This window comes from Xenorhabdus sp. IM139775 (assembly GCF_028598745.1).
In the GTDB taxonomy this organism is placed as follows: domain Bacteria; phylum Pseudomonadota; class Gammaproteobacteria; order Enterobacterales; family Enterobacteriaceae; genus Xenorhabdus.
Window position 1 is genome coordinate 1 of record NZ_JAQRFK010000050.1, and the last position, 25,439, is coordinate 25,439.

A 25,439-nucleotide genomic window follows, 5' to 3' on the forward strand; every position below is an offset into this window, starting at 1 on the left:
GGGTGGCTATGCCACCCATATTAATTAATTCTCTATTTCAATACCGACGCGTAACGCGCCCTCTATTGACAACTCTATGCCATTTGGGTGTTCCCAGTGGGTACTGAGATTACTATTAACAGGGTATAGGTTATCAATAAAATCAATACGAGTAATCGATTCGCCGGTCTCTGTATACAAAATATCGACATTACCGTTTTGGTTAACACGTCCGAAAATATCATTAATGGTAATCATAGTACATTCCTATTCGTATTCAGGGTTCCGCCCTGTCGGTGAACTGGCTGTTCAGTTCATGATTTAAATATACAATCAAATATTTTGTTTGTCTATACAAACAAAATTAAAAATCATAAAAATGTGATTTCCATCACGTACTAACGGGATTGCCGGATAATCCGATTACCATTAATTTGATTAAAATCAGTACCTTAATGAGTTATTTTGATAAAATCTCCTATCATGGACTGAATGGAGTTTGATATGGCAAAAATTGGTTACATCAGGGTGTCAACAAATGACCAAAACAGTGACTTACAACGAAATGCCTTGGTTGGTGCAAATTGTGAACAGATTTTTGAGGATAAAATCAGTGGTAAAACCGCCAACCGGCCGGGGCTCACACAGGCATTAGATAACCTGAAGCCGGGTGATACGCTGGTCGTCTGGAAACTGGATCGGCTGGGGCGCAGCGTGAAAAATCTGATTGCCCTCAATGAGCGACTGACTCATGCCAACGTTCATTTTCACAGCCTGACCGACAGTATTGACACCAGTACCCCAATGGGCAGATTTTTCTTTTACGTAATGAGCGCGTTGGCGGAGATGGAGCGGGAATTAATTATTGAGCGTACCAATGCTGGACTGGCGGCGGCACGTTCTCAGGGGCGGATTGGTGGCCGTCCAGTGGCACTATCAGAGGAAAATTTCCAGTGTGCCTGTCAACTGTTGTCTGAGGGAAAAACACGGCGAGAAATAGCTGACATTTTCAGCGTGTCGCTGTCAACCATCTACAAATACCTGCCCGTCGGCACGGCCGCCAATGATGATGTGTTTTGATTAATACGGGGCATCAGCCCCTATTTTTATACCCTGCATTTTGTACCAGCCCCCACACAAACCCAACCCACTGCATTTTATTGTCACACCGACCACCATAACGCCATCATTATTACCGGAGCGTTTTGTTATGGCCCAAGACTATCATCACGGCGTGCGCGTGCAGGAAATCAACGAAGGCACTCGCACCACTACCACCGTCAGCACCGCCATTGTCGGCGTAGTCTGTACGGCGGATGATGCCGACGAAAAAACATTTCCCTTAAATACCCCGGTGCTGTTAACCGATGTCCTGACCGCCAGTGGCAAGGCCGGCAAAACCGGTACCCTGTTCCATACCCTGCGGGCAATTGCGGATCAGGCTAGACCCGTGACCGTCGTGGTGCGTGTTGCTCAGGGCAAGACCGAAGCTGATACGACCACCAATATCATTGGCGGCGTCACTGACGAGGGCAAGAAAACTGGCATGCAGGCATTGCTGGCGGCACAAGGTCAGCTCGGCGTTAAGCCGCGTATTCTCGGTGTGCCCGGTCACGATACCCTGCCCGTGGCGGTTGCACTGGCCGGCATTGCCCAGCAGCTGAAATCGATGGCCTATATCCACGCCCACGGTTGCAAAACCATCAGTGAGGCCATTACCTACCGCAAAAATTTTAACCAGCGTGAGCTGATGCTGATTTGGCCGGACTTCCTCAATTGGGATACGGTCAGGAACGGCGAGGCCGTGGCTTATGCAACCGCCCGTGCCTTAGGATTGCGCGCCAAAATCGACGAAGAGACCGGCTGGCATAAAACCCTGTCCAACGTCGGCGTCAATGGCGTGACCGGCATTTCGGCCGATGTCTTCTGGGATTTGCAGGATGTTGCCACCGATGCCAACCTGCTGAACCAGAACGACGTCACCACCCTGATCCGCAAAGATGGCTTTCGCTTCTGGGGTTCCCGTACCTGCTCAGATGATAAGCTGTTCCAGTTTGAAAGCTACACCCGTACCGCTCAGGTTCTGGCTGACACGATGGCCGACGCGCATATGTGGGCGATTGACAAGCCACTGACACCGTCACTGGTGCGCGACATCATTGAGGGCATCAATGCTAAGTTGCGTGAACTGAAATCCAACGGTTACCTGATTGATGGCCTGTGCTGGTATGACGACAACGTTAACGACAAGGACACCCTGAAAGCCGGCAAGCTGTACATCGACTACGATTACACGCCAATTCCGCCGTTGGAAAACCTGCTGCTGCGCCAGCGTATTACTGATCGATATCTCATAGACTTTGCCAGCCGTATTAACAGCTAAGGGGCTAACTGATGGCATTACCTCGCAAACTGAAATACCTCAACCTCTTTAATGACGGTAACAACTACATCGGGGTCGTGGAAGAAATGACCCTGCCCAAACTGAGCCGCAAGCTCGAAGCCTACCGGGGCGGCGGCATGAACGGCGCGGCTAACGTCGATTTGGGGCTGGATGATGGCGCACTGGATGCCGAATTCACCCTGGGCGGCGTCGAAGCCCAACTCTATAAACAGTGGGGCATTGAAAAAGTTGACGGCGTCGCCCTGCGATTTAACGGCTCCTTTCAGCGTGACGATACCGGCGAAGTGATCGCCGTGGAAGTCGCCCTGCGCGGGCGCTTCTCAGAGTTCGACCACGGCAGCTACAAGCAGGGGGATAACACCCAGACCAAGGTCAGCTCTAAAAATACCTACTTTAAACTGACGTGGGACGGTGACGTGCTGATCGAGATCGACACCGTCAACATGGTGGAAATTGTCGGCGGCGTTGACCGTCTCGACGCCCATCGCCGCGCCATTGGCCTGTAAATTATTTACTAACTCACATCAGGAAAATTAACCATGACCGAACAAACCCCTGTCACCCAGCCCGAACAGGCCACTGTCACGCTGGAAGATCCGATTGTCCGTGGAGCTGCTACTATCAGCGACGTGATTATCCGCAAGCCCAACAGCGGTGCCCTGCGCGGGGTGCGATTGCAGGCGCTGATGGAGATGGACGTGGATTCCATCATGCTGGTTTTGCCCCGCATCACCGCGCCGGCACTGACCAAAAACGATTTACTGCTGATGTCACCGGGTGACCTGATCAACCTCTCCATTGAGGTGGTCAATTTTTTGTTGCCGAAGTCGGTCAAGTCCGATTTCCAGAACAGCTAACCGTCGATGAACTGGTGGCTGATATTGCCACCGTCTTTCACTGGTCGCCCGCCGTGACGGCTGACATGAGCCTGCCCGAATTGCTGGAATGGCGTTACCGGGCCATGAAACGCAGTGGGGCAGAAAATGAGTAACCAAAATTTACGCCTGCAAGTGATACTGGGCGCGGTGGACAAACTCACCCGCCCGTTTAAGAGCGCACAAGAATCCAATAAGCGGTTGGCAGAAACGCTCAAACAGTCGCGCCAGCAACTGCGCGACCTGAACCAACAGGCCGGGCGAATTGATGGCTTTCGCAAAACCAAGAAAACGTTAATCGACACGCAGCAAGCCTACCGCGAAGCAACCCAGCGCGCTGCCGCTTTGGCGCGTGAAATGAAATCGGTTGAAAACCCGACCAAGGCGCAGGCTCAGCAATTTGAGCGGGCAAAAAAAGCTGCCGCCCAGTTCAAGGAAAAAACCCAAGCCTTAAACCAGTCGCTGCAACGCCAGCGCGATGCCCTGAGCGCCAGTGGCATATCAACCAAGAACCTTGGCGAAGCCCAGCGCCGGCTTAACGGCGATATCAGCCGCACCAACAGCACGCTGACGAAACAGCAGCAGCGACTGGAACAATTGCAGCAGCGGGAAAAACGCCTGTCTGCCGCCAAATCCCGTTATCACAACGTCAAAAATGTACAGGGCAGTATGCTGGCGAGCGCGGCCGGCATGGGCGCTACGGGCGGCGGTTTGCTGATGGGCGTTAAGCCGATGCTTAATGAAGCCTCCATCTACCATAAGGAGATGGCGGAATTTCGCGCACTCGGCGTCGGGGATAACATCCTGAAGGATGCCAACAAGTTCTCCAGCAGCATTAAAATCGTGGGTAACGCCACTTCGGATAACTTAAAAATACTGAAAGAAGCCCATTCCGTCTTGCGTCATTATGACGAAGCCAAAATGGTGACGCCCGAATTGCTGAAACTGCAATACGCCACTCGCTTCCTGTCCATGCACGGTATCAGTGAGGAGAAAGCCACGGAAATGCGGGATCAATCACAGGAAGTGCTGAAAATCGCCGAACTGCGCAACATGATTAATAATACCGACGAATTTAAAAAATCAGTCAATCTGTCTGCACAGGCGATGGCTGCCAGTGGCGGGCTGGTATTACCCAGCGATTATATGGCCATGCTCAAAACCGGTAATGTTGCCGCCAAACAGATGAGTGATGAAGCGTTTTATTTCTCCATGTCGCACATTATCCAACAGATTGGTGGTGACAGAACCGGGACATCACTGGCGAGTGCCTATCAAAACCTGATGATGGGACGTACCACACAGGGCGCGGCAGAAGAATTAAACGAGTTGGGATTATTGAAAAAAGGTGCAGTCAAGTACGGCAAGACTGGCCATATCACCAAGGTGAAACCGGGTGCGCTGGTGAATGCGGAGAAATTTCAGTCCGATCCGTTTCGCTATCTGATGGAAGACATTGTCCCCAGAATACGCAAAAAGCGCCCGCAGTTAGATGAGCGTGGCATGGAAACCGCCATTGCTAAACTGTTTTCTAACCGCAAAGGGGCTGATCTGTTTGTAACCATGTACCGTGAACACGCCAATATCGAGAAACAAATCAAGGCGGGACACGAGGCCTACAAAGTGGATCAGCTAATAGCGGAAGGCCAGACCACAGCGCAGGGACAAGAGCTAGAAATGGAAGCCCGTAAACGCGACCTGTACAAACAAATCGGCGATCATTTGCTGCCACTCTATATCAAGGGGCTGGCCAAGCTCTCGGAAATGCTCGGCAAAATTAAAACCTTTTTTCAGGAACACCCGACTGTGGCTAAATACCTCTCCATTGCAGCGGCCGGGCTGGGTATCATACTGGCGATTTTTGGTGCCTTGACACTGGTGCTGGCGACCCTGCTTGGCCCGCTAGCGATGATACGGCTCGGCTTGACTGTGCTCGGTATCAAAGGGGCCGGTTCCGTTTTGGGTCTCAGCGGCGCGCTCACCAAGTTGGGGGGTGTCCTGCGATTTCTAAAAGTGCTGGCATTGACGCATCCCTTGTTGCTTATCCTGACGGCTATTGCCATTGCCGCCTATCTCATCTGGAAAAACTGGGACAAACTCGGCCCGTGGTTTAAACAACTCTGGGATGATATTGCTGCCTACGTCTCCACGGCATGGCAAAACATTAAGCAGAAAATCCTCAACAAGTGGGAAGAAATTAAGCAGGATACCCTGAACAAATGGAATGGCATCAAAAAAAACATTTCCGATAAATGGAATGAGATTGTGGAAGATACCAAAAAACTGCCGGAAAAATTTAAGCAGTTCGGCACTGAGATCATCGACAAACTGATTAACGGCATCAAAGAGAAATGGAAAGCCCTGAAGCAGAGCATTGCAAATTTGGGCAGCGAAATTAAGGACGCGGTGACCCCGGATTTTATGAAGACACAAAGCCAGCAGCCGGAGGTGCAGCAGGCTCTGGATGCCTATAACGACGCTACCCGCCCGCACGCTAACCCATTTGCCGCGTTTTCTGGTGCTCATGATCGCGGCGGCTACATTCCGACGGGTAAATTCGGGTTGGTCGGAGAACGTGGGCCGGAGCTGATTAATGGCCCGGCGCGAGTCACCAGCCGCCGGCAAACCGCCGCCCTCGCCACCATGGCCGCCGCAGCATTATCATTGGGCACGGCCTCAGCCAGTACCCAACAGGCACCCCTGCATCCCTACAGCCTGCCGGCCTCTCAGTACCAACCGGCTAATGTCGCGGTGATCAGCCAGCAGCACAGCGACAGCCGCCCCGCGTATACGATTAACATTTACCCCACGCCCGCCCAATCATCGCAGGATATTGCGCGGATGGTGGCGCAGGAAATTGACCGCCGGGAGCAACAACGCCGCGCCCGTGCACGCAGCACCTTCTACGACAGCGAGGAATTCTAACCATGATGGCCGCATTAGGTTTATTTGTCTTTATGCTGAAAACCACACCCTACCAGAACCTGCAACACCAACAGTCATGGCGCTTCGGTTTTAACAACCGGATCGGCGCTAGGCCGGCATTCCAGTTTATGGGGCCGAACAACGACACCATTACCCTCTCGGGCACCCTGTATCCAGAAATCACGGGCGGCCGCTTATCGTTACTGGCGCTGCAAATGATGGCCGACAGTGGCAAAGCCTGGTCATTTCTGGACGGCCACGGCACGATTTACGGCATGTTTATCATTGAGAGTATTGACCAGACCAAAACCGAATTCTTTATTGATGGTGCCGCACGCAAGATCGATTTTACGGTTACACTGCGCCGGGTGGATGAAAATTTGGGTGAGATGTTCGGTGATTTAAACAGCCAACTGAGTAACCTAACAGGTCAGGTGACCGATAGGCTCGGCGAACTGAAAACAGCGGTTTCCGATAAAATAACGGGGTTATTTTCATGATGTCATTACCCGATCTGAACTGGGTCACCGGTAAAACCCACGTCCCCGTTTATGTCCTGAGTGCGGACAAGGACAATATCAACGCCCGCATTCAAGATAGGCTGATTTCCCTCAGCCTGACCGATAATCGCGGCTTTGAGGCTGACCAGCTTGATATTGAACTGGACGACAGCGACGGCCTGTTATCCTTGCCCCGTCGCGGGACGGAACTATCCTTGCATTTAGGCTGGCAGGGAGCAGCGCTTGTTCACAAGGGGCGGTTTATCGTGGATGAAATCGAATACAGCGGCGCACCGGATAAAATAACAGTACGCGCCCGCAGTGCAGATTTTCGGGCGACCCTCAATATCAGCCGTGAACTGTCCTATCACCAGAAAACCATCAGCGACATTGTGCGCACCATCGCCCAGCGTAACAACCTCAAGCCCGCAGTGGATGAAACTCTGTCAAATATCATGCTGAACCATATCGACCAGACTAACGAATCTGACGGCAGTTTCCTAACCCGACTGGCAAAACAGGAAGGTGCCATTGCCACCGTCAAGAACGGCTACTTGCTGTTTATGCCGCAGGGACAAAACCAAACCGTCAGCGGCCTCCCGTTACCCACCGTGAACATTACCCGCAAGTCCGGTGACAGCTACCGCTTTTCACTGGCTGACCGCAGCGCCTATACTGGGGTATCGGCCAGTTGGCTGAATACCCGTGAACCCAAGAAAAAAGAAAAGGTTACCGTCAAGCGCAAACGGCGCAAAACCACGCCAGCCACACCGAAGAAAAAGGAAGAAAAGCAAGGGGAATATCTGGCCGGCAGTGAGGGCAACGTGCTGGTGCTGAAACATACCTATGCGTATAAATCTAACGCCGAACGCGCCGCCAAAGCCGAATGGGAGAAAATCCAGCGCGGGGTGGCGTCATTTTCCATGCAACTGGCAACAGGCCGCCCTGAGCTGTTTCCTGAAATGAAAGTGAAAGTCAGGGGATTTAAGCCTGAGATTGATCAGGCAGGCTGGACTTTGGTCACGGTCACTCATACGCTCAATGACAGCGGGTTAACCTCAGCACTGGATCTGGAAGTGAACATTTCGGATGCAGACATGGGCGCATGATTTGCTATAATCGCACTATTGCCTAACATAGCTGGCAGCCATTTCAGTAAGGCGCTCATATCATGATGAAATGCCCCTTATGCTATCATGTTGCCCATACCCGCAGCAGTTTTGAGCACACGCCCCAAACCAAAGAACGTTATAACCAATGCCAGAATATCAATTGTGGCGCGACGTTCGTCAGTCATGAAACCGTTGTCCGTTTTGTTACCAAGCCGACACTGATTGAAGCGGCACCGCCTCATCCGACTGATAATCAACAAACCACGCTGTGTTTTGATAATTTCTAACCTGAATACAGCCTCTTTTATCAAAGGGGCTAGTCGCCATTTTTCCATTTCCGGTACGAAAAATCACACCGAACAATAAATATGCAATAAAGATGGTTTTTTATTCAAATGAATATTTTCTAAAAAGAAGAAAAATAAGGTGTTAGCGAGAGAAAGAAGGTGGGTTAAATGCTATTGGATAAAAAACCAGTAGTGCCAAGGCGCTGCCAATCTGCTGCCACTTCGCATTTTTCATGCAAATCCAGATAGTAAAAAAGCCACCGTAAAGGTGGCCTTTTCTGTCTCTAACCCACTGTATTCACAGTGAATTTTATTTGGTGCCCAGAGCGGGACTTGAACCCGCACAGCCTTACAGCCGAGGGATTTTAAATCCCTTGTGTCTACCGATTTCACCACCTGGGCTAAATTTGGAGGCGCGTCCCGGAGTCGAACCGAGGTAGGCGGATTTGCAATCCGCTGCATGGCCACTCTGCCAACGCGCCTTTTTGGAGCGGGAAACGAGACTCGAACTCGCGACCCCGACCTTGGCAAGGTCGTGCTCTACCAACTGAGCTATTCCCGCCCTTCTTCGAACTGCTTGATTTATTTAACTTGTTTTGTAAATCTCATGCGCCGTTCGATGCGTTGCATTCTACTTACTTCACGAAATGAGTCAACACAATTATTTATAAAACCCATTCGTTCGATGATTTTTGCGTCGTTTAGATCAACCTTCACGCAAATCATCCCATGCAGCGCTCAAATATTGGAACATTGACCAGAACGTCAAGACCGCAGCGGCATATAATAAGACAAATCCCCCTACTTCAAATTCGATACAAGGCCGCCATAATAAGGCAACCAATGCCGCCATTTGTGCTGTGGTTTTTATTTTGCCCATCCAAGAAACCGCCACACTACTGCGTTTTCCCAATTCCGCCATCCACTCACGCAGGGAGGATATGATGATTTCACGCGCGATCATGGTCGCTGCGGGCAGTGTGATCCACCACGTATGGTAATGTTCTGCAATCAATACCAGCGCAGTAGCCACCATCACTTTATCCGCCACTGGATCAAGAAATGCACCAAAGCGCGTTGTCTGTTTCCACAAACGGGCAAGAAAACCATCAAACCAATCTGTTGCAGCGGCGATTATAAAGATAATGGCACATAACATCGGTGCCCATTGGAATGGCAGGTAAAATGCCAAAACAAAGAATGGGATTAAGGCAATACGGAACAGGGTAAGCCATGTTGGAATATTTAATTGCATAATGCTTAGTAACTATCTGGCCATGTAAAGTTTATAATATGGTGCATCAATACTTTTAGCGTTTCAACGCATTATAGATTTTTTCTGCCAGTGCGTAAGAAATAGAAGGCACTTTTGCGATCTCTTCTACACTTGCGTTGCGTAAAGGCTGCAATCCACCCATATATTTAAGTAACATTTGTCTGCGTTTTGGCCCAATACCGTCTATTGACTCCAATGTACTGGTCTTTTTCACTTTTTCTCGACGCTGACGATGCCCTGTGATGGCATGGTTGTGAGATTCATCACGAATATGTTGAATAACATGTAACGCAGGTGAATCAGGAGGAAGTGCTATTCCCTCTCCTTTCGCTTCAAAAAACAACGTTTCCAACCCAGCCTTACGATCACTGCCTTTCGCCACACCAATCAGCTTAGGATGCTTTTTATTCCATTCAACCTCCAGAGAATCAAAAACTTCAATCGCACGTGCAAGTTGCCCTTTGCCACCGTCAATAAAGATAATATCCGGGATTTTTGTTTGGTCGATCGCTTTGCTATATCGACGGTGCAAAACTTGGTTCATCGCAGCATAATCATCTCCCGGGGTGATGCCTGTAATATTATAGCGGCGGTACTCTGCACGCACCGGCCCGTTACCATCAAAAACAACGCAAGATGCAACAGTTTGCTCTCCCATCGTATGGCTGATATCGAAACATTCCATACGTTGAATTTTTTCAAGACCGACAAAGGTAGCCAGTGATTCCAATCGCTGATGAGTTGTCGATTGTTGGGAAAGTTTGGTCATCAAGGCTGTGGCGGCATTGGTACGTGCTAATTTCAGGTAACGTGCCCTATCGCCTCTTGGTCGTGCCTGGATATAGATTTTTCTGCCCGATATTTCAGAAAGTGATGCTTCCAACAATGCTTTTTCTGATAATGCAAAGTCTAACAGAATTTCTGTCGGCAACGTCCTGTTTTGGCTGCCTTGAAGATAGAATTGGCCAAGGAAAGTTTGTACTACTTCATCTAATTTCGTATCAACCGGGATCTTGGGATAATAACTTCGGCTACCCAATATTTTTCCCTGCCGGATAAATAAGACATGCACGCAAGCCATCCCCGCCTCAAAAGCGACACTGATAACATCAAGATCATCACCTTCTCCGGAAACAAATTGTCGTTCAGTCACTTGCCGTACTGCTTGGATTTGATCACGATAGCGAGCAGCTTCTTCAAATTTAAGCTGTTGACTCGCTTGTTCCATTTTTCCAACCAGCTCATTCAACACTTGCTGATCTTTCCCCGCCAGAAATAAGCGAACATATTCAACCTGCTGCTGATATTCTTCATCCGTTACGAATCCTTTAACACAAGGAGCAAGACAGCGGCCAATCTGATATTGCAAACAAGGCCTTGAACGATTGCGATATACACTGTCTTCGCATTGGCGAATAGGGAATAGTTTCTGCAATAAAGCCAAAGTGTCACGTACTGCATGGGAATTGGGAAATGGGCCGAAGTATTCGCCCTTCGCATGTTTGGCTCCACGATATAGGGTGAGACGAGGATGGGTATCATTACTCAGGAAAATGTAAGGATAAGATTTATCATCTCTCAACAGCACATTGTAGCGAGGCTGATATAGCTTAATGTAGTTATGTTCGAGCAGAAGCGCTTCTGTCTCTGTGTGGGTAACGGTGACGTCTATCTGGACGATATTTTTCACCAATGATTCTGTTTTGCGACTGCTGACTTGTACCCGAAAATAGCTCGATAACCGTTTTTTAAGATCCTTGGCCTTACCAACATAAATCACTGTGCCAGTGATATCATACATACGGTAGACGCCCGGCTGGCTGGTGACTGTTTTTAAAAATGATTTTGAATCAAATAGTTCCGCCACGACTGATCACCCATCAAATATTATTATCCACCGTGAGTTACCATATTCTGCGCATCAAGTAATCCACAGCGTATCGCCATATGGGTCAATTCTACATCACCTTTGATATTTAGTTTACTGAACATCCTATAACGATAACTATTCACCGTTTTGGGACTCAGATTAAGCAGCGTAGAAATCTCATTAACTTTACGCCCCTGAGTTATCATTGTCATGATCTGAAATTCCCGCTCTGAGAGGTCATCCAACGGGTTTTCTTTTTGTGGTGATAACTGATCGAGCGCCATTTGCTGGGCAATATCCGGGGAAATATAACGCTGTCCAGCATAAACAGTCCGGATTGCATTGATCATATCCTGAGGTGTCGCAGCCTTGCTCAAATATCCTCTGATCCCTGCCTGCATCACTTTCGCAGGCAAAGAGCTTTCAGTATGGATGGTTAGCATAACCACTCGTGTGTCCGGCGAATAGCGGATGATTTTCTTGGCTGCCTCCAGCCCTCCCATCCCGGGCATTCCCATATCCATGACGACAACATCCGTGCTGTTTGATCTACACCATCTGATCGCATCTTCTCCACTACTGGCTTCTCCTGCGACTTTAATCCCTTTTACATCGTCAAGAACGCCTTTCACACCAATGCGAACCAGTTCATGGTCATCAACTAATAAGACATTAATCAAACAACATCTCCACTAACGTAATACCTACTGAAATCATGAGAAATTAATAAGTGCCAAAACCAAACAGGCACGCTGAACTTATCTTTATGATTTTCATAAGATAAGTTAACAGAAGACAACATCCTCTTTGAGTGATATCAAAATCTTTTGGATGAGATAATCGATTATACTAACATTAGTGCAAAACAAAAAGAAAATTGTCACATATCAATGAAATGAGATTTTTTAAGAATTTTGTTTATTATTAAATATATAGCCATCTGATTTTGGCTTAATATCTTTTTAAACAACATATCGCTAAATTACTCGTAACAATTTATTTTAATCCAGAACAATATGAGGGAAATATTTCCCCCATATTGCGACGATTATTTAAATAAGTTAAGGACATCTTCTTTAGTCAGCATCGGAGTCTTTTCAACAAAATGATAATACGCCGGATTGCTATCCACATAAATTTGACGAGATAATTTACCAGAGTTACCATTATCAAACAAAGCAACTGGAACGTAATAAGCACTTGGATGATGCAAATGGTAGAAAAGATGTGTGCCGCATTTTTTACAGAAAGCTCGTTCTGCCCATTCGGACGATGAATATATTGAAATGTTTTCAGTTCCTTCTATTTTTAGATCATCCTTACAATCTACAGATAAAAATGGACCGCCATTCCATTTTTGACATGTTTCACAATGGCATACGTTAATATCTTAAATCCGTTGATTGGTTTTTACATTCACTGCCCCACATAAACAACGACCTTGATTCATCATTTTACTCTTTACCTGTAATAAATTTATAGGAAAAAACCTTATATCGGAGATTGAATAACCCTGCCACTATATTTCATCAAAAATACGATACTCACCGTAATAACTCTCTAATTTCTAGCTATAAAAAATATGCTCTGGAACCGTCAAATTGCAGCTTGATAGAAGGAAAAGTAAATTATTTATCTTTCACGTCCTCGCTATCTTCATCATCAATGTGCCAACTGTGCAGTATTCGGTGAACGAAAGGTGTCACTACCATGCCTATGGCGATAAAAAAGATGGCCTGAAGAAATAGCCCATAAATGGCAGCAAAATATTTTCCCAGTGTACTGATTGGTTCAATATGCAGGTTTTGTGTTCCAATCATTGAGACAGAATTCAGTATTGCATCAGGAATAGCATGACTTTCGATCAAGAAAAAACCCAATACGCCTGGGATAATACCGATCAAAAAGATGATAAACGCATGAAAAAGAAATCGCAGTATCCGTAAAAGAAATCGGTCCAGGCTAATTAATTTATCAGTAAATTTTTCCATATCAGATCTCCACTAATAAATTAGTTACCATCTTGATTGTAAGTTAGTTTTTATTTTTATCAATGATCATACGCTGGATCTCACCCAAAAAATTAGGTGAGATCCCATTTTTCTTCAATAAATATGTCACCTTTCAATAATAACTTAAAAGTGACCAGTCATTGATAATATACCACTAACGATTGCTTAAAATACCTTTAAATAGCTTATTCCCAGTGATACTTCCCTGTCCCAAAAGTACCCCCACAATAGCGATAACAACACCAATCACTTGTGGCAAACTGGGTATATTCCCCATCATTACCTGTATAATCAGTGCAAAAATAGGCACAAAGTTAAAAAATATCGCCGTCTTTCCTGCCCCACGAATAGCAACACCCATATTCCAAAATAGATAGGCAATAGTGGAACCACCAATACCTATATAGAGACAAGCCAAATGACTTTCAAATGTTCCATCAGGTAATGCAGTCACCGGTGATTCTACAAAAAACGCAATAAATACTAATATGATCGCACCAAAAAGCATTGTCCAGCTAGTCGTTTCCAATGGCGTCGCATCTTTAACAAATACCCGTGTTCCTACTGTGTAAATTGACCAGCCAAGGCTGCCGATAAAAATGAGTATATCGCCGGTTACTACCTGAGTTACACCACCTGAAATCAATTCACCGTTGGTAATAACCAAAGCAACCCCCAACAAACTGATCGCCATACCCACAACTCGTAATAATCCAGGTAACCGACGGTTTATAATAGCTTCCAGAATATTGGCAGAGATAGGTGTCGTTGCCACAATCAAAGCTGCCGTAACCGGATTGGAACTTTGGAGACCAACAAAAAATGCCCCATTAAACCCCGCCACACCAATCGCGCCAAGCACAATAAATGCCCACCAATTTTGTTTCAATGCCTTACTGTGAATCCCCTCTTTCCATGCCAAAAAAATAAAAATACAGATAACGGCATAGAAAAAACGCTCAACAGAAGCGGTCCACGGTGGCAAACTTGCCAGTGCAAATTTCGTTACCTGAAAATTTGATCCCCAAAAGAATGTTGCAATTAACGTCAGTGCAATCGCTAACTGTGGTGTCACTCTCATATTCATTACCTTAATTAATTTATTTCAAACAGAGCACCCCTTGGTAAAATCATTGTGACATCTTTCAAAATTGAAATATTTAGGCAATATTGGTAATCAATTTTTCATAAATGGAAAACACACCATGCAATCACTGATTTGGGATGACATTAGAATATTCTTGGCAGTCGCGCGAGCAGGTACGATCAGCAAAGCGGCCGAGCTTCTTGGTATTGGTGTAGCAACCGTTTCGAGAAAAATTGAACGTCTGGAAAACACCTTCGGAATGCCGTTATTTCTGCGGCATCAGGCGGGTTATCGGCTAACGGAAGATGGTGCAGAGCTACTGGAAAAAGCCAAGCCCATGGAAAGAGCTGCAAGTTCATTTTTGTTTGAAGCCGATATACGGGCGACTATTGCAGGAAGTGTACGCCTTGCAACACTCGAAACATTGGCCAATTATTTAATTATACCAAACTTGCCGGCCTTACAAAAAAATCACCCAAACCTGACATTAGAAATCACAACAGATATCTATCCCGTAAATCTTCACCGCCGTGATGCTGATTTAGCACTTCGTATTATCAGGCCGGAGCAAGGCCATGTTAATGTCCGACAACTGGGAACCTTAGGATTTGGTCTTTATGGCAGCAAAACCTACGTGGCTACCTGCCCTTCCGGTATATTTAGGGGCGAATACAACGACGCTCATTTTATTGGCTGGATAAATGAGTATTCGCAACTGCCGTCAGTTAACTGGCTTAAACAAGTCCTACAAGGGCGCCCACTTGCGGTTTCAACAACATCAATTTGCTCTCAAATTGCAGCGGCAAACGCGGGTTTGGGGTTAGCCGTATTACCTCATATTGCCGCCAATGACACTGGACTGACTTGTATTTCTCCTGATTTAGGCATAGATAAGCCCATCTGGCTGGTTATTCAATCTGACTTAGCCCAGTCTCCCAGAATACGAAAAGTGGCAGATTTTTTGGCCAGGGCGAGAGCACGAACGTTTTTTGATCTTAATTTGTATGCAACACAATCAATTATAGGGTGAATATCACTCAATTCGGTCTTGTTAAAGTATCAATCAGTGTTTTATTTGCACGGATCGTTCAAAAAACAGGCTTTCATGCTCTCGCCCTGATTTTTTGGCTGATGTCGTTCTTCAAAACCAAGATAAACTTTCAGGACTGGCTGGCGTTAATTTCCTTTTATCCCGCAGTACACAGTGATGACAATGATAGAATATTTATTTACAACCCTATCATTAGGGTTATGATGTTACAGTGATGAGATTGCTAATTATGGTATAATTCAACGACCAACAATATGATAATTTTCGAGTTAATATGGAAAGGTATCACTATCAGATTAAACAAACAATTTGAAAAGAAACTTTTTTATAACTCATTGAAATATCGTCATACTCAATACAAAAAACAATCAAGAAAGCATTTTTCATTTTTAAATCATGAGGTTATTATGTTATCTATTGATGAAAAAAACGAAAGCATAAGCAATATGTTTTCTAATTTGCTCCATCATCCATCAATCAAGGAAAAAAGAGAAAATGGAGAAGTCATTAACCTATTAATTGGATGGGATAAGCAACATAGAGATATCATTGAAAATATTTCGAGTGCCACAACAAAATTTTCTTTTCTAGAAACCTGCTTACTCCCTCTTGATTCTACATCTTCAACGATTTTAATTGAACATATTGAGAAATGTGATATTTTTATGTTTCTTTATCTTTCATCAACATTAAAACCTTTTACATCATCTGGGCCTAATTTCTTATCTCCCATAAGACAAGTCATGCAAAAAAATTGGCGAAAATCAATTATACTCAAAGATTATGGCGAGCATTTTTATGAGGCTTTTTCCGAGCAGATAAAAACAATTAGTAATAGAAATCAACTACTCATAAATCTTGCCATAGCAAGCAAACATGTTATCTTTGAGCAAGAAAATGATTGCATTCTTACTGCAACTATTAACGAAAATCAATCGTGGACATCAATTGATGGTAGGGATAATTATGATATTACTCCAGGTGAAATAGCAACAAAACTGTATGATTTAGAAGGATGTGTTACTTTCAGTGGAGCTTTTCTCAGTGTTATTCCTTTTGCTATTAAGTATGGTGTTGTGCAAGACTTTTTCAAAATAAAAATAAAAAATAGCCAAATCATCGATTTTACTTGCCATGACCCTACCTTTTCTCAAGATTTTGATAAATATTTGTCCTCTAATCCAAGCAATAGCGTTATTGAAGAATTTGGTATTGGGACAAACTGCGGTGTTAAAAGACTTTATGGTTTAAACGCCGGCTTTGAAGAACGGCACCCAGGACTGCATCTTGGATTGGGTGGCGGGGCAATGGGTAGCCATCATTTAGATCTTATTTTTCAAGGAGGAAGTCTATCTTTTGATAAAACGAAATTTTTTCATAATGAATTATTTAATATTTAGTTAATTAAAATTATTATTAATCCCAAATCCACATGCGAAAATCAATAAAATAGTCAATCTATTCAGTTTTTATAAATAATTAATGAAATCTCACCATAATTTCTAGGTAAAAATATTTTTTATTTTGTCATAAGATATTTATTTACAATTCTTCCATAGTAGTGTAGTTATGATTTGTAGCGTTATCAAGTTATTCGCCATACCGTTCTAGCCGTCGTAAACTGAGTAAGATTGAGGTTAATTAATATGGAAGATATCACTATCGAATTAAATGAATGGTTTGAAGAGGAAACCTTTGAAGAGGCCGTTGAAATCATGCAAGAAAAAGCCGTTGTTCCTGTAGGAACAGCCATGTGGCCTCTTTAAAAAATATACTCTTTTTAGATTAAAATATAATACTCAAATATAAAAACGGAGAATTTTTCTCCGTTTTTATATTTGAATTTTCCTACAAAAATCACCTATTCTCAAAACCAATTCATTATCTTTTTTCACCAAAAAAATTAAATCATCAAATTTATTTGATGCACAATCTATTTCTTATCAAGATGCTGGATCGTGACATCAATTTATTGTGACGGCTCGGGTGATGGGGACTGGCCTGAATATGGTGCTTCGCCATTTAAAAAGCGCAGACCAAAATCGGTAATCGCAGCCATTGCGCCCGACACCAGAGTGATTGTCTGCTGTGAGATGAATGAACAATGGGCGTACGTGAAGTCAAAGAATCAGCCTCGTTGGCTCTTTTATGCCTACGGGAGGATAAGACGAAAAATGATGAAAAAGCATTGGCGGGGAAACTACCTGTGGCCAGCAAGCGTTATACCCAACGCATAAAGAGGCATAACCTGAATCTTCATCAGCATTTGGCAAGGCTGACTCGCAAAACGTTGTCTTTTTCAAAATCCATAGAAATGTATGACAGAATGATAGGATATAATCTGAACATTCATCATTATCAACAAATTGGAGTCATGACCGAGTTATTCAATACAAACAGAGTTCTTTAATTGCGTATAAAAACATCATGCAAGCCGACTATTGATTAAAGCCATCCCCAGCACATCACAATATTGACCATTTCTGAATGACTGCATACGTCTTATCCCTTCAGCTTCAAAACCAAATTTTTTATACAAGGCAATTGCTTTTTCATTATCAGCAAAAACTTCCAACTCAATTCTGATACAACCTAACCAATTGAATGTATAATCAATCGCAAAAGCCATCATTTTTGAACCAATGCCCTTACCAAAATAAGCCGCATCAACACCAATACTAATCCCCACTGTATGTCTGCGCCTTGGATTAGAATAGGTATATAACCCTATTGTGCCAACGACCTTGCCATTTACTTCAGCCACAAAATCAATATTTCCTTGCGTTTTATTTAGCTTTAAACGTTCCTGCCACATTTCATTCGAAGGACACGGGCGTTGTAACGTATTAGAGTAAACATCAGGGTGGCTAAAAATTTGTTGGTAATGCTCTGCATCCTCTGGCTCAGTTGCCCTAATTATAATTTCCATACATCCCCTTTTCAGCTTGACCCTTTTATAACTACCTGATAAAAAAATAAATGTAAATAGAGTATTAAATATTTATTTTAAGTAATCACTCAACCTATTAGTAATGTTAGTTACTAATCTTTATTCCCTTTGGAGTTTATATGTCTCAGGAAAGCGTAGCTATTTTTGAATTACTCAAAAGTCTTGAATTGAGCCTTCATAGTAAAAAAAGAAATAATGCCGATTGGCTCAACACGGTGTTACACGATGATTTTCTGGAAATCAGGTTATGTTTATACTAAAAAAGATGTATTCGATGGATTAACGACAGAAAAAAAACCTACTTCCCAAATTTTCTCGAAAGATTTTTCTATGACCTTTCTTGATGAAAATATTGCATTGCTCACTTATCAGTCTTATGAAATAGATCGAACTGGCAACTCATTTAATCAAGCAATTCGTTCATCAATCTGGCAATTATCTGCAACCGATAAATGGCAACTGAGATTTCATCAAGGTACGCTTATGCCTGCTTAAAATAAAGAATGGCCCAGTATTTGAGCCATTACAGATTAATTGACGGAAATTTTTAGTTAGCGAGTCAGGCGGGTTTTACGCTTTTTCACAATCTGAAACCCGATCATGAGAATGATAAACCAAATGGGTGTGGCTATTAACGCTTGGCGCGTGTCCGGCTGTAAGGAGAGCAATACCAAGACAAAAGCAAAGAAAGCCAAGCATAGCCAAGACATCACAATACCAAATGGCATCTTATAGACCGAAGCCTGATGCAGCTCTGGGCGACGTTTTCTATAAGCCAGATAGGAACATAAGATCATGCTCCAAATAAACATAAATAGAATTGCAGAAACGGTCGTCACAAGAGTAAAAACTCGCATCACATCGGGGATAAAATAGATCAAAATAACGCCAAAAGAGAGGCACAGACAAGTAAATATCAACCCTGATGCAGGAACCGAACGACGGGAAAGACGGCTAAATTGCTTTGGCGCATCTCCTTCTTTCGCCAGCCCGAACAGCATCCGGCTGGTAGAAAAAACCCCGCTGTTTGCCGAAGACGCCGCAGAAGTCAGAACCACAAAGTTAACAATGCTGGCGGCAGCAGGCAATCCAATCAAGACAAACAATTCCACAAAAGGACTTTTATCCGCAATGATGGTTCGCCATGGCGTGACCGACATAATGACAATCAGGGCTAACACATAAAACGTGATAATGCGGATTGGAATAGCATTAATTGCTTTTGGTAAGGATTTCATTGGATTTTTAGTTTCCGCAGCGGCAGTTCCTACCAATTCAATACCGACAAAAGCAAATATCGCTATCTGGAACCCGGCAAAAAAGCCGCTTATCCCCATCGGAAACATGCCACCATCATCCCAGACATTAGAAATTGCAGCTACATGCCCTGCCGGTGATTGAAAATTCATGCCAATCAAAATGCCTCCGGTTACGATCAAGGCAATAATGGCAATGATTTTGATCATGGCAAACCAAAACTCCAGTTCTCCAAACAGTTTTACGGTCGCGAGATTCAGAGTCAACAATACCAGCACACAAAGAAGCGAAGTTCCCCATTCTGGAAAGCCGGGTGTCCAATATCCAACATAAGCCGTAATAGCAACAATATCTGCTATGCCCGTAATTACCCAACAGAACCAATAAGTCCAGCCCACAAAAAAACCGGCCCAGGGTCCCAGTAAATCCGCAGAGAAATCACTAAACGACTTATAATTCAAGTTAGAAAGTAATAACTCTCCCATTGCCCGCATAACGAAAAACAACATAAAACCTATGATCATATAAACAAAAATGATCGACGGCCCTGCAAGAGAGATAGTTTTACCTGATCCCATAAACAGGCCAGTACCAATGGCACCACCAATTGCGATTAGCTGTATATGTCGGTTGGTGAGGCTTCGCTTCAGATGCGAATCTCCCGTTTCAGGAGTGTGAGTGGGTTGTATTTTTTCTTCCATAGTTGTATCCAATTTATTCTCACAGCATGGCCTTAATACCCTCACGCTGTGTTTAATTGAACATTGTGACATAGACAACCGCGGTATTAACAGAAGGATTTCACATGAAAAACAGAGTGAGCATAGTTCAACCAATCAGTTAAGAATTCATTGTTCTTATTTTATCCAATCAGTAAAAAAGTAGAAATAGAACATTGACGTCCCAATGACACTGGAGAATAATTGATTGTGTCGGGTCGTTAGCTCAGTTGGTAGAGCAGTTGACTCTTAATCAATTGGTCGGGAGTTCGAGCCTCCCACGACCCACCAGATTTTAGATGTAAAATCAGTGAATTAAGCCACTTTTCGATAGGTGGCTTTTTTACTTTTACAGGTCAGTGGCGACAAAATGGCGACAGGGATTTTTGAGCATTCTCTATCCCATTTTTTACTGAATGTTTTTCATTTAATCAAACCAAGCGAAAAAACTTTTTCGGTCAGTGAAAAGATGCTTATTGATTCTGTTGATTTCAGTTTCCTGACGACCACAAAATCGCACCATTACTGCATTTCGAAATTTTCCTTAACCTTTCTTCGTGATCCTACTTCTCACGTAAAATAGAATTTCCCCTTTAATATCAATGCGCTGATATTTTTCCTGGATCCGTTCTAGATCCAAAAACTGTAATTTCCTGAAAATCTTTTCACCCATTTCATTTTGCGATTTTTCCCGCACCGCCAGTACTGGCGCGGTCTGGCAACTGGCTTTGTAGAATTTCAAAACTGAAATAATTTTTTGATCCAAAACGTGCAGGCGGGTGCGGTGTAGTCCGTTTTGCGGCGGGTTTACTTTTATTTCGTGGGGATTGCGCGGCGTGAGCACGACGCAGGGACGCGATCCAAATTAACTATGGTTGACGAATAAGTGAGGCAGTGAATGACGCTGTGTACGTCTGGTTACGTTTGGTGGGAAATAAAAAATTGAAAAAGAATAAAGCGATTCGCCAAACATCAGAAATGTTAAAGGCCACCGAGGGATAACCGGCGGCCTTATCTACTTTTCCGTAATCTATTTCAGAAATGTACGGATCAATTCTAAAAGCGCAACTAATGCTTTGAGAACGATGATAGCGGTATCAATAAACCTCTTCATCCGTTTGCTCCAGCTAGTACTACAGTCGTACGCCTCATTGTGGCATGATGACCCTGACATTTTTTTCCTGAAAATACGGGGAGGTGTTAATGCACTCACCGACCAATGCTTGGGAACAGGAACTGCTCTCACTTCATACCCGTCTGGCTCCCTTGTTTCACCATCCCGGCCCACAGCAACGCAGCCTCGCTTATCTCCGGGGGCTGCTCAGTGACGTTGAACGTAAAAATGGCTGGCAACTATTCAGAGGCTAAACTTGCGAAAACATGAAGACAGAATATTGACAAAAATTTTCATTCAGTTAATGGAAATATTGCAGTATTTTGCTCCACCATTTTTTTTCTTTTACAGGTATAGTATAAGCTCCATCAAAAGGTTCACCACTAATATAGAAACGTTGATCTTGTTCATTCCCTATAGACATATTCGGCAATATATGTTCAGAACCTAAAATATGTATAGAGCTAGGAATTACGAAAGGTGAGCTTTGGCCGATGAAATTATTATCCTTATCATATAAGACAACATAATGCGGACGTTCCTTTATTATTCTGAAATACATGCCAAATATATTTATAGGTGCAGGGTAATAATATCTAACGACATAGTTATCATTCCTATCCTCAGTTATAAAAAACGAATTTGTTGCAAATGTTACATGTGATAGAAAAAACCACCATAAAAAAAACATGGTAATGATGCCATATTTAAGTAACTTACTTAATTTCATACATCACCTTAAATTCACTCGGAGGATCTATCCAGTAAACATCTGAGAAAACAATAAAGTCACCACCTTCATGATGTGTTTTTTGCCATTCCCTGAAATCTTTATTAAAGACAGGAACAAATCCTTTATATTCTCTGTATAGTTTTCCCCAAAATCCTGCGGCATGACTAGCCATATATTTTGGCATATCACTAAAAGGAAGAACCCCGTCCCAACTCCATATACCTAATAATTCACTACCTCCTGAAAAATCATAGGAATCTTTAATATAAAATCCAATTTTATCAACTAAAAATTTTTTCTTTTCCCCAGATAAATCATAGCATCCTCGAATGCAAAGTTCTAAATTACCGGAACCAATGGCACCTCTTAACTCATCAACAGTATCAAAAAAACCACCAAATTGAGTCATATTAACTTGAGTTGTATAATCAATATCAAGAATATTATCATCATATCCAGCATATACTTCTTTCGATGATGACGATTTAATTATATTCCTTTCTAATAACCTTCCAAATAGACTATTACTGGAGGCTTTATTACCTAGTTTTTCATTTATCAACTCATCTATTGCATCCTGTACTTGCTTATATCTGATAGCCCAACTCATTTTCACTATATTATCATTGTACATATCATCAGGAATTTCAATGGCTTTCCCTTTCATGTATCTAATTCTTAATGAATCCGTAATTTCAGCAAATGGTCTTTCAAACCAATGACGCATTAAAGCCGAGGCCACAGGCCATCCCATTTTATCCATGATATTTGGAATATCATAAAGAGATAGTTTTTTAAAATAAATATCTGTATTTGCTCCGCCTTTAACGGTTCTTGTTTTTAAAATACTCATTTATCCATCCCTATTTTTATCTGATGCAAATATTCAATTTCAATATCTTCTTCTTTTTTCGAATTGATAGAATTCGTAACACCAGATTCTTTCGAAACCCCTTTTATCAACCCTTTTTCAGTTTTGATGCCATAAGCAAGATCACCACATGTTTTCCCGTCAATTTCATTTTTTAGCGTGAACTTATGGCTAAATAGAGCCTCTACTGCCGTTTCAAGTGGCTTAATCAACGACGAAAACCCCGAAAGCAGGGGCCTTTCCTCCTCACGCCCCTGCAATTGCGATACTGCGTAACCCGTTGTCCCTGCCGCGCGGTGCGTGAATGATATCGACTTATAATCAAGCTGCACTGTTTCATACGGGATTTGGTCATTGTCATTAATTGAGTGCGGATAGTGACAGGAAAAATCAACAATGGTGGCGCCTGTCAGTTTGATTTCGTAAAAGAATTCGAGTTGTCCGGCAAGGTTTACGCGGTAACACTTAAAAAGGGCATCCAGCAACTCGTTCTTGTCTATTGCTAACCCCAACAACGGGGAGGATTTATCAATGGGTTTGGTAAAGCTGACCGGAAGATGATTGACGTTCTGATCACGTGTCATCATGTGGCTGAGGTGCAATACCTGTATTTCATCTTCCCGCCCGGCCTGATAGCGGTTACCGATAGATTCAGGCGTTGAACAACCCGCCGAGATTAAGCCTTGTTTCTTGCCCTTTAACGACAAGTAAATGAGATATGACATTCCTGTCTCCTGTAATCTGATTTTCAATGGATGCTCATTACAGCATCAATTAAACAGGATATAACAGCAATGCTTATCTATTCCAGCATGAATAAAAGATCACCAGAAAAATTGTGATTAACCTCTCTTATTAAATAAAATCAGATAATTACCTGATTTAAATTTCAGATAGTACCCTAATAAAAAAACAAATTGATGTACTAAATTTATCTTCTTGTATTCCTCCGGCTTTTATTTTCCTGCCAGAAGATAGCCCCCTGAAAACCTTTTTGTCCCTCTCAACTATGCACAACTGTTCACCCTGACGATACCTAACTGGTGTACAGTTGGCGCACAGTTAAAAGATAACTATACATCTTATTTTTACCTTTAATATCATATAATTATTCTGTTTTGTGCATAGTATGCATAGTTAACACCAAAAGTTTATCCATTGGTCAACCTCTGCGAAGTTCAGGCACTGCCGGAAGCCATTCTTCGGCCTCTTCGGATAAACAATCGGTTTGCCCGCTTATTCATAATGACGGAGGCGCTCGACAAATATCTGACGAGCCTGTTCGTCAACGTTAGGGTGTTTTAACGTTTTTTTTGACGGTAATATTCAGCCGTTTCAACGCGTAATGGACAGCGGACTGTGAGACGCCCAGACGTTTTGCTCTTTCCCATTGATAATCATCAGGATAATTTTGGACATCAATAAGGAGCGTCTCGTTACTGATTTTCGTGGGCGGTTTATCACGCGCCACACAGGGTTCTATTTTGTGACTCCACCGAAACAAAGTGCGGATAGCGATCTCAAAATGGGCACTCGTTTGTTCGAAAGTCAATGAATGCTTGTCCTTGTATGCCAGTACTCTTTTTCGGAAATCTAAACTGTAGCCCATCTCACCACTCAGCCCTGTTATTGAAGTGCTGGTATTATGCCATAGTATTATGATTCAGCTATATCACGAACTGATGTAGCTCCATTAGCAATACTGTATTCATCTTTGGCTAAAAATTTAGCCGATGTTTCATCACCAAGAACCTTGGGAACTTTAACCATAAAGTTCTTATGCGATAACCTCTTATACTTCTTGCCGGGAAATGTTAATCCTTCCGCCTCAGCTTTCGCCTTTCTAGGGGTCAGTTTGGATATCGAAAATTATTGTACGTTAAGGCTATTTTTTAACCTTTTCGACTTTAGCTGGTCTCAAGCGACGAAACTTACCTGAAGCCGGTATTCGGTTGCTTTTCCAGATATAATCACCTGTCAGATTGATGTGTTCCCAACCTAATGGCGACAAATGCGACAATAACTGCTCGTTGATCTTGAGCCCCTTTCGCTTCAGAGCATCAACCGCTCTTTCCATATAAACGGTATTCCACAGTGAAATAGCCGCTGTTAGCAGTGTTAGCCCACTGGCGCGATAGCTCTGATTTTCCGGTTTTTTATCCCTGATTTCTCCCAGCCGATGCATGAATACTGCACGCGCCAGCGCATTACGAGCTTCACCTTTATTCAATCCAGCTTGTACCCTGCGACGTAATGCCGGATCGCAGAACCAATCCAACATAAACAACGTTCGCTCAATGCGACCTATTTCTCTCAGTGCTTTGGCTAGTGGTACATTCTTCATTTGACATCCACATTAAAAGTGCTTGAAGGCCGTGGGATTTTATGGTTAATTAGCACACCGTTTAACTGACCAT

27 protein-coding genes, 4 tRNA genes and 4 pseudogenes are annotated in these 25,439 nt (G+C 43.5%); 16 read left to right on the forward strand and 19 right to left on the reverse strand.

Annotated features, from left to right (window positions below; all coding sequences use genetic code 11):
* Nucleotides 1-24: 24 nt before the first annotated feature.
* Nucleotides 25-237 (reverse strand): hypothetical protein, encoded by a 213-nt coding sequence (locus PSI17_RS11380; RefSeq protein ID WP_273550710.1) that lies wholly within the window; start codon nucleotides 235-237, stop codon nucleotides 25-27.
* A gap of 246 nt (nucleotides 238-483) precedes the next feature.
* Between PSI17_RS11380 and PSI17_RS11385 the strand changes: the two genes are divergently transcribed.
* The 9 genes from PSI17_RS11385 to PSI17_RS11425 all read left to right on the forward strand — a co-directional run bounded on the left by PSI17_RS11385 (nucleotide 484) and on the right by PSI17_RS11425 (nucleotide 8,082).
* A complete protein-coding gene (locus tag PSI17_RS11385) occupies nucleotides 484-1,059 on the forward strand; it encodes a recombinase family protein (protein WP_273552099.1) in 576 nt (191 codons plus the stop codon).
* 130 nt (nucleotides 1,060-1,189) lie between these two features.
* Nucleotides 1,190-2,362, forward strand: a complete 1,173-nt coding sequence (locus tag PSI17_RS11390; protein ID WP_273552100.1) for a phage tail sheath protein — start codon at nucleotides 1,190-1,192, stop codon at nucleotides 2,360-2,362.
* Between the two features lie 11 nt (nucleotides 2,363-2,373).
* Nucleotides 2,374-2,889 carry a phage major tail tube protein gene (locus PSI17_RS11395; RefSeq protein WP_273552101.1) on the forward strand — a complete coding sequence of 172 codons (516 nt, stop codon included), beginning with the start codon at nucleotides 2,374-2,376 and terminating at the stop codon, nucleotides 2,887-2,889.
* A gap of 33 nt (nucleotides 2,890-2,922) precedes the next feature.
* Entirely contained in the window at nucleotides 2,923-3,240 is a 318-nt protein-coding gene (locus PSI17_RS11400; protein WP_273552102.1) for a phage tail assembly protein, read from the forward strand.
* 14 nt (nucleotides 3,241-3,254) lie between these two features.
* Nucleotides 3,255-3,374: a GpE family phage tail protein gene (locus PSI17_RS11405; RefSeq protein WP_273552103.1), complete on the forward strand. Its 120-nt coding sequence runs from the start codon at nucleotides 3,255-3,257 to the stop codon at nucleotides 3,372-3,374.
* On the forward strand, nucleotides 3,367-6,183 hold the full coding sequence (locus tag PSI17_RS11410) for a phage tail tape measure protein (RefSeq protein WP_273552104.1): 2,817 nt from the start codon (nucleotides 3,367-3,369) through the stop codon (nucleotides 6,181-6,183). Before PSI17_RS11405 ends, PSI17_RS11410 begins: the two co-directional genes overlap by 8 nt.
* 2 nt (nucleotides 6,184-6,185) lie before the next feature.
* Entirely contained in the window at nucleotides 6,186-6,683 is a 498-nt protein-coding gene (locus PSI17_RS11415) for a phage tail protein (RefSeq protein ID WP_273552105.1), read from the forward strand.
* Entirely contained in the window at nucleotides 6,680-7,792 is a 1,113-nt protein-coding gene (locus PSI17_RS11420; RefSeq protein ID WP_273552106.1) for a phage late control D family protein, read from the forward strand. Before PSI17_RS11415 ends, PSI17_RS11420 begins: the two co-directional genes overlap by 4 nt.
* A gap of 62 nt (nucleotides 7,793-7,854) precedes the next feature.
* Nucleotides 7,855-8,082 carry an ogr/Delta-like zinc finger family protein gene (locus PSI17_RS11425; protein WP_273552107.1) on the forward strand — a complete coding sequence of 76 codons (228 nt, stop codon included), beginning with the start codon at nucleotides 7,855-7,857 and terminating at the stop codon, nucleotides 8,080-8,082.
* A 315-nt stretch (nucleotides 8,083-8,397) separates the two neighbouring features.
* Here PSI17_RS11425 and PSI17_RS11430 read toward each other — a convergent pair.
* The 9 genes from PSI17_RS11430 to PSI17_RS11470 form a co-directional block, all read right to left on the reverse strand.
* Nucleotides 8,398-8,484: transfer RNA gene (locus tag PSI17_RS11430), tRNA-Leu, on the reverse strand.
* A 6-nt stretch (nucleotides 8,485-8,490) separates the two neighbouring features.
* Nucleotides 8,491-8,564: transfer RNA gene (locus PSI17_RS11435), tRNA-Cys, on the reverse strand.
* Nucleotides 8,565-8,568: 4 nt separating this feature from the next.
* Nucleotides 8,569-8,644, reverse strand: a tRNA-Gly gene (locus tag PSI17_RS11440).
* Between the two features lie 144 nt (nucleotides 8,645-8,788).
* On the reverse strand, nucleotides 8,789-9,337 hold the full coding sequence (pgsA, locus tag PSI17_RS11445; RefSeq protein WP_045970105.1) for a CDP-diacylglycerol--glycerol-3-phosphate 3-phosphatidyltransferase: 549 nt from the start codon (nucleotides 9,335-9,337) through the stop codon (nucleotides 8,789-8,791).
* Between the two features lie 55 nt (nucleotides 9,338-9,392).
* The gene (uvrC, locus tag PSI17_RS11450; RefSeq protein WP_273552108.1) at nucleotides 9,393-11,225 is read right to left on the reverse strand and encodes an excinuclease ABC subunit UvrC; all 1,833 of its coding nucleotides are present in this window, start codon (nucleotides 11,223-11,225) and stop codon (nucleotides 9,393-9,395) included.
* A 23-nt stretch (nucleotides 11,226-11,248) separates the two neighbouring features.
* Complete coding sequence (uvrY, locus tag PSI17_RS11455) at nucleotides 11,249-11,908, reverse strand: UvrY/SirA/GacA family response regulator transcription factor (RefSeq protein ID WP_273552109.1); 660 nt, start codon at nucleotides 11,906-11,908, stop codon at nucleotides 11,249-11,251.
* 368 nt (nucleotides 11,909-12,276) lie between these two features.
* Nucleotides 12,277-12,615: a GFA family protein gene (locus PSI17_RS11460; RefSeq protein ID WP_273552122.1), complete on the reverse strand. Its 339-nt coding sequence runs from the start codon at nucleotides 12,613-12,615 to the stop codon at nucleotides 12,277-12,279.
* A 241-nt stretch (nucleotides 12,616-12,856) separates the two neighbouring features.
* Nucleotides 12,857-13,219, reverse strand: coding sequence for a hypothetical protein (locus PSI17_RS11465; RefSeq protein WP_273552110.1), 363 nt, complete (start codon nucleotides 13,217-13,219; stop codon nucleotides 12,857-12,859).
* A gap of 175 nt (nucleotides 13,220-13,394) precedes the next feature.
* Nucleotides 13,395-14,321: a DMT family transporter gene (locus PSI17_RS11470; RefSeq protein WP_273552111.1), complete on the reverse strand. Its 927-nt coding sequence runs from the start codon at nucleotides 14,319-14,321 to the stop codon at nucleotides 13,395-13,397.
* 124 nt (nucleotides 14,322-14,445) lie between these two features.
* Here PSI17_RS11470 and PSI17_RS11475 point away from each other — a divergent pair, with 124 nt between their 5' ends.
* The 4 genes and pseudogenes from PSI17_RS11475 (at nucleotide 14,446) to PSI17_RS11485 (ending at nucleotide 17,788) form a co-directional block, all read left to right on the forward strand.
* Nucleotides 14,446-15,357, forward strand: coding sequence for a LysR family transcriptional regulator (locus tag PSI17_RS11475; protein WP_273552112.1), 912 nt, complete (start codon nucleotides 14,446-14,448; stop codon nucleotides 15,355-15,357).
* A gap of 428 nt (nucleotides 15,358-15,785) precedes the next feature.
* The gene (locus tag PSI17_RS11480) at nucleotides 15,786-16,778 is read left to right on the forward strand and encodes a leucyl aminopeptidase (RefSeq protein WP_273552113.1); all 993 of its coding nucleotides are present in this window, start codon (nucleotides 15,786-15,788) and stop codon (nucleotides 16,776-16,778) included.
* A gap of 589 nt (nucleotides 16,779-17,367) precedes the next feature.
* A complete protein-coding gene (locus PSI17_RS17440; protein WP_443256026.1) occupies nucleotides 17,368-17,427 on the forward strand; it encodes a hypothetical protein in 60 nt (19 codons plus the stop codon).
* A 44-nt stretch (nucleotides 17,428-17,471) separates the two neighbouring features.
* Nucleotides 17,472-17,788, forward strand: a pseudogene (locus PSI17_RS11485) (IS1 family transposase).
* A gap of 15 nt (nucleotides 17,789-17,803) precedes the next feature.
* On the opposite strand, the gene PSI17_RS11490 reads toward PSI17_RS11485, so the two are convergent.
* Nucleotides 17,804-18,307, reverse strand: coding sequence for a GNAT family N-acetyltransferase (locus PSI17_RS11490; protein WP_273552114.1), 504 nt, complete (start codon nucleotides 18,305-18,307; stop codon nucleotides 17,804-17,806).
* 246 nt (nucleotides 18,308-18,553) lie between these two features.
* Between PSI17_RS11490 and PSI17_RS11495 the strand changes: the two genes are divergently transcribed.
* Nucleotides 18,554-18,823 (forward strand): DUF4440 domain-containing protein, encoded by a 270-nt coding sequence (locus tag PSI17_RS11495; RefSeq protein WP_273552115.1) that lies wholly within the window; start codon nucleotides 18,554-18,556, stop codon nucleotides 18,821-18,823.
* A gap of 56 nt (nucleotides 18,824-18,879) precedes the next feature.
* Here PSI17_RS11495 and cycA read toward each other — a convergent pair whose 3' ends face one another.
* Nucleotides 18,880-20,286 (reverse strand): D-serine/D-alanine/glycine transporter, encoded by a 1,407-nt coding sequence (gene cycA, locus PSI17_RS11500; protein WP_273552116.1) that lies wholly within the window; start codon nucleotides 20,284-20,286, stop codon nucleotides 18,880-18,882.
* Nucleotides 20,287-20,519: 233 nt separating this feature from the next.
* Here cycA and PSI17_RS11505 point away from each other — a divergent pair.
* Nucleotides 20,520-20,595, forward strand: a tRNA-Lys gene (locus PSI17_RS11505).
* A 253-nt stretch (nucleotides 20,596-20,848) separates the two neighbouring features.
* Here the strand turns inward: PSI17_RS11505 and PSI17_RS11510 are convergent.
* Nucleotides 20,849-21,148 carry a hypothetical protein gene (locus PSI17_RS11510; RefSeq protein ID WP_273552117.1) on the reverse strand — a complete coding sequence of 100 codons (300 nt, stop codon included), beginning with the start codon at nucleotides 21,146-21,148 and terminating at the stop codon, nucleotides 20,849-20,851.
* 186 nt (nucleotides 21,149-21,334) lie between these two features.
* The gene (gene dinQ / locus PSI17_RS17445) at nucleotides 21,335-21,418 is read right to left on the reverse strand and encodes a damage-inducible type I toxin DinQ (RefSeq protein WP_350223157.1); all 84 of its coding nucleotides are present in this window, start codon (nucleotides 21,416-21,418) and stop codon (nucleotides 21,335-21,337) included.
* 89 nt (nucleotides 21,419-21,507) lie between these two features.
* On the opposite strand from dinQ, the pseudogene PSI17_RS11515 reads away from it, so the two are divergent.
* A pseudogene (locus PSI17_RS11515) lies at nucleotides 21,508-21,660 on the forward strand (IS701 family transposase); the annotation flags it as partial.
* 59 nt (nucleotides 21,661-21,719) lie between these two features.
* Here PSI17_RS11515 and PSI17_RS11520 read toward each other — a convergent pair.
* From PSI17_RS11520 to PSI17_RS11545, 5 genes and pseudogenes are all read right to left on the reverse strand, one after another.
* A complete protein-coding gene (locus PSI17_RS11520; RefSeq protein ID WP_273552119.1) occupies nucleotides 21,720-22,148 on the reverse strand; it encodes a DUF6201 family protein in 429 nt (142 codons plus the stop codon).
* Complete coding sequence (locus PSI17_RS11525; protein WP_273552120.1) at nucleotides 22,135-23,004, reverse strand: DUF6402 family protein; 870 nt, start codon at nucleotides 23,002-23,004, stop codon at nucleotides 22,135-22,137. The genes PSI17_RS11520 and PSI17_RS11525 overlap by 14 nt, the downstream gene beginning before the upstream one ends.
* 284 nt (nucleotides 23,005-23,288) lie before the next feature.
* Nucleotides 23,289-23,747 (reverse strand): annotated as a pseudogene (locus PSI17_RS11530) (Hcp family type VI secretion system effector); the annotation flags it as partial.
* A gap of 566 nt (nucleotides 23,748-24,313) precedes the next feature.
* Nucleotides 24,314-24,631, reverse strand: coding sequence for an IS630 transposase-related protein (locus PSI17_RS11535; protein ID WP_273552121.1), 318 nt, complete (start codon nucleotides 24,629-24,631; stop codon nucleotides 24,314-24,316).
* A 276-nt stretch (nucleotides 24,632-24,907) separates the two neighbouring features.
* Nucleotides 24,908-25,351: pseudogene (locus PSI17_RS11545) on the reverse strand (Tn3 family transposase); the annotation flags it as partial.
* Nucleotides 25,352-25,439 lie beyond the last annotated feature (88 nt).

Bases quoted from the DNA above. Each gene is read 5' to 3' on its own strand.
- PSI17_RS11380 (WP_273550710.1), bottom strand. From the start codon at position 237: ATGATTACCATTAATGATATTTTCGGACGTGTTAACCAAAACGGTAAT.
- PSI17_RS11385 (WP_273552099.1), top strand. From the start codon at position 484: ATGGCAAAAATTGGTTACATCAGGGTGTCAACAAATGACCAAAACAGT.
- PSI17_RS11390 (WP_273552100.1), top strand. From the start codon at position 1,190: ATGGCCCAAGACTATCATCACGGCGTGCGCGTGCAGGAAATCAACGAA.
- PSI17_RS11395 (WP_273552101.1), top strand. From the start codon at position 2,374: ATGGCATTACCTCGCAAACTGAAATACCTCAACCTCTTTAATGACGGT.
- PSI17_RS11400 (WP_273552102.1), top strand. From the start codon at position 2,923: ATGACCGAACAAACCCCTGTCACCCAGCCCGAACAGGCCACTGTCACG.
- PSI17_RS11410 (WP_273552104.1), top strand. From the start codon at position 3,367: ATGAGTAACCAAAATTTACGCCTGCAAGTGATACTGGGCGCGGTGGAC.
- PSI17_RS11415 (WP_273552105.1), top strand. From the start codon at position 6,186: ATGATGGCCGCATTAGGTTTATTTGTCTTTATGCTGAAAACCACACCC.
- PSI17_RS11420 (WP_273552106.1), top strand. From the start codon at position 6,680: ATGATGTCATTACCCGATCTGAACTGGGTCACCGGTAAAACCCACGTC.
- PSI17_RS11425 (WP_273552107.1), top strand. From the start codon at position 7,855: ATGATGAAATGCCCCTTATGCTATCATGTTGCCCATACCCGCAGCAGT.
- pgsA (WP_045970105.1), bottom strand. From the start codon at position 9,337: ATGCAATTAAATATTCCAACATGGCTTACCCTGTTCCGTATTGCCTTA.
- PSI17_RS11465 (WP_273552110.1), bottom strand. From the start codon at position 13,219: ATGGAAAAATTTACTGATAAATTAATTAGCCTGGACCGATTTCTTTTA.
- PSI17_RS11470 (WP_273552111.1), bottom strand. From the start codon at position 14,321: ATGAGAGTGACACCACAGTTAGCGATTGCACTGACGTTAATTGCAACA.
- PSI17_RS11475 (WP_273552112.1), top strand. From the start codon at position 14,446: ATGCAATCACTGATTTGGGATGACATTAGAATATTCTTGGCAGTCGCG.
- PSI17_RS11480 (WP_273552113.1), top strand. From the start codon at position 15,786: ATGTTATCTATTGATGAAAAAAACGAAAGCATAAGCAATATGTTTTCT.
- PSI17_RS11490 (WP_273552114.1), bottom strand. From the start codon at position 18,307: ATGGAAATTATAATTAGGGCAACTGAGCCAGAGGATGCAGAGCATTAC.
- PSI17_RS11495 (WP_273552115.1), top strand. From the start codon at position 18,554: ATGATTTTCTGGAAATCAGGTTATGTTTATACTAAAAAAGATGTATTC.
- cycA (WP_273552116.1), bottom strand. From the start codon at position 20,286: ATGGAAGAAAAAATACAACCCACTCACACTCCTGAAACGGGAGATTCG.
- dinQ (WP_350223157.1), bottom strand. From the start codon at position 21,418: ATGAAGAGGTTTATTGATACCGCTATCATCGTTCTCAAAGCATTAGTT.
- PSI17_RS11520 (WP_273552119.1), bottom strand. From the start codon at position 22,148: ATGAAATTAAGTAAGTTACTTAAATATGGCATCATTACCATGTTTTTT.
- PSI17_RS11525 (WP_273552120.1), bottom strand. From the start codon at position 23,004: ATGAGTATTTTAAAAACAAGAACCGTTAAAGGCGGAGCAAATACAGAT.
- PSI17_RS11535 (WP_273552121.1), bottom strand. From the start codon at position 24,631: ATGGGCTACAGTTTAGATTTCCGAAAAAGAGTACTGGCATACAAGGAC.